This window comes from Chryseobacterium arthrosphaerae (genome assembly GCF_001684965.1).
Taxonomy (GTDB): Bacteria; Bacteroidota; Bacteroidia; order Flavobacteriales; family Weeksellaceae; genus Chryseobacterium; species Chryseobacterium arthrosphaerae.
The window spans coordinates 1-1,786 of the sequence record NZ_MAYG01000034.1; the positions used below are offsets into that span (position 1 = coordinate 1).

The 1,786-nt window shown below is 44.1% G+C and carries 2 tRNA genes and 1 rRNA gene; all 3 read left to right on the top strand.

The annotated features are described in order from the left end of the window. Positions 1 to 198: 198 nt before the first annotated feature. Positions 199 to 272 (top strand) — tRNA-Ile (locus BBI00_RS22860). 82 nt (positions 273 to 354) lie between these two features. Continuing rightward, a tRNA-Ala gene (locus BBI00_RS22865) sits at positions 355 to 428 on the top strand. Between the two features lie 203 nt (positions 429 to 631). Continuing rightward, positions 632 to 1,786 (top strand): 23S ribosomal RNA (locus BBI00_RS22870); the annotation flags it as partial.

Below are 1,786 nucleotides of genomic sequence, written 5' to 3' on the forward strand. Positions count from 1 at the left end.
AAGACGTTAAACAAAATCAGTATCGTAAGATACATTATACTTACTTAAAGCATAGCTTTAGTTTTTTGTTTGGTTGATATATTACAAATACAAAACCCACTAGAAATTAGTAAACGGGAAGAGAAAACGAGTAAGAAGTAGAGTTGTAAGGTATATGGAAATTATTACTTATCGCTCATTACTCATCACTCATAATAGAGTCTCGTAGCTCAGCTGGTTAGAGCGCTACACTGATAATGTAGAGGTCGGCAGTTCGAGCCTGCCCGAGACTACTAATTAAGGCGGTAAGCATTAAGCTTGAAGCAGTAGGCATTTAGCCTAAAGCTTATGGCCTATAGCCTACAGCACCTAGAGGGGGAATTAGCTCAGCTGGCTAGAGCGCCTGCCTTGCACGCAGGAGGTCAAGGGTTCGACTCCCTTATTCTCCACAGTTTTGGGATACTGATTTAAAAGTTACGGATGGAGCCAACAACAACATCTGTTCATCAGTTACCCAGGAAGAAATTAAGATCATTGACATTAACGGTAAAGACATCACAAAGAGATAACCGAGCACTTTCGAGTGCCGAGTTTATAAAAATATCGATAAATTTAAATTTATCAAAAAATACTGAACTAATTTAATATTAGGAAAGAAATCGTTAAGGGCGTATGGCGGATGCCTAGGCTTTCAGAGGCGACGAAGGACGTGGTAAGCTGCGAAAAGCTGCGGGGATTGGCACACACGAATTGATCCGCAGATGTCCGAATGGGGCAACCCGGCATGTTGAAGACATGTCACCTCGTAAGAGGAGCAAACCCGGAGAACTGAAACATCTAAGTACCCGGAGGAAAAGAAATCGAAGAGATTCCGTAAGTAGTGGCGAGCGAAAGCGGATTAGCCCAAAAGTCAATATATGTTTAGAGGAATGTTTTGGAAAGAACAATCACAGAAGGTGACAATCCTGTACTCGAAAGGCATATTTTGATGATAAATGAGTAGGGCGGGACACGTGAAATCCTGTCTGAATATGGGGGGACCATCCTCCAAGGCTAAATACTCCTGAAAGACCGATAGTGAACAAGTACTGTGAAGGAAAGGTGAAAAGCACTTCGAATAGAAGGGTGAAATAGAACCTGAAACCGTACGCCTACAAGCGGTCGGAGCAGCATAAAGCTGTGACGGCGTGCCTTTTGCATAATGAGCCTACGAGTTAATTTTACTAGCGAGGTTAAGGTATTAAGTACCGGAGCCGGAGCGAAAGCGAGTCTGAATAGGGCGTATAGTTAGTAGGATTAGACGCGAAACCTTGTGATCTACCCATGGGCAGGTTGAAGCTCTGGTAACACAGAGTGGAGGACCGAACCGGTTGACGTTGAAAAGTCTTCGGATGACCTGTGGGTAGGGGTGAAAGGCCAATCAAACTGGGAGATAGCTCGTACTCTCCGAAATGCATTTAGGTGCAGCGTCGTATATAAGTTTATTAGAGGTAGAGCGACTGATTGGATGCGGGGGAGTCAAATCCTACCAATTCCTGACAAACTCCGAATGCTAATAAATGTTCTACGGCAGTGAGGGCATGGGTGCTAAGGTCCATGTCCGAGAGGGAAAGAACCCAGACCAACAGCTAAGGTCCCAAAATATATGTTAAGTTGAAGCAACGCGGTTGGACTGCATTGACAGCTAGGATGTTGGCTTGGAAGCAGCCATTCATTTAAAGAGTGCGTAACAGCTCACTAGTCGAGCGGTCCGGCATGGATAATAATCGGGCATAAACATATTACCGAAGCTATGGATTTGTATTTT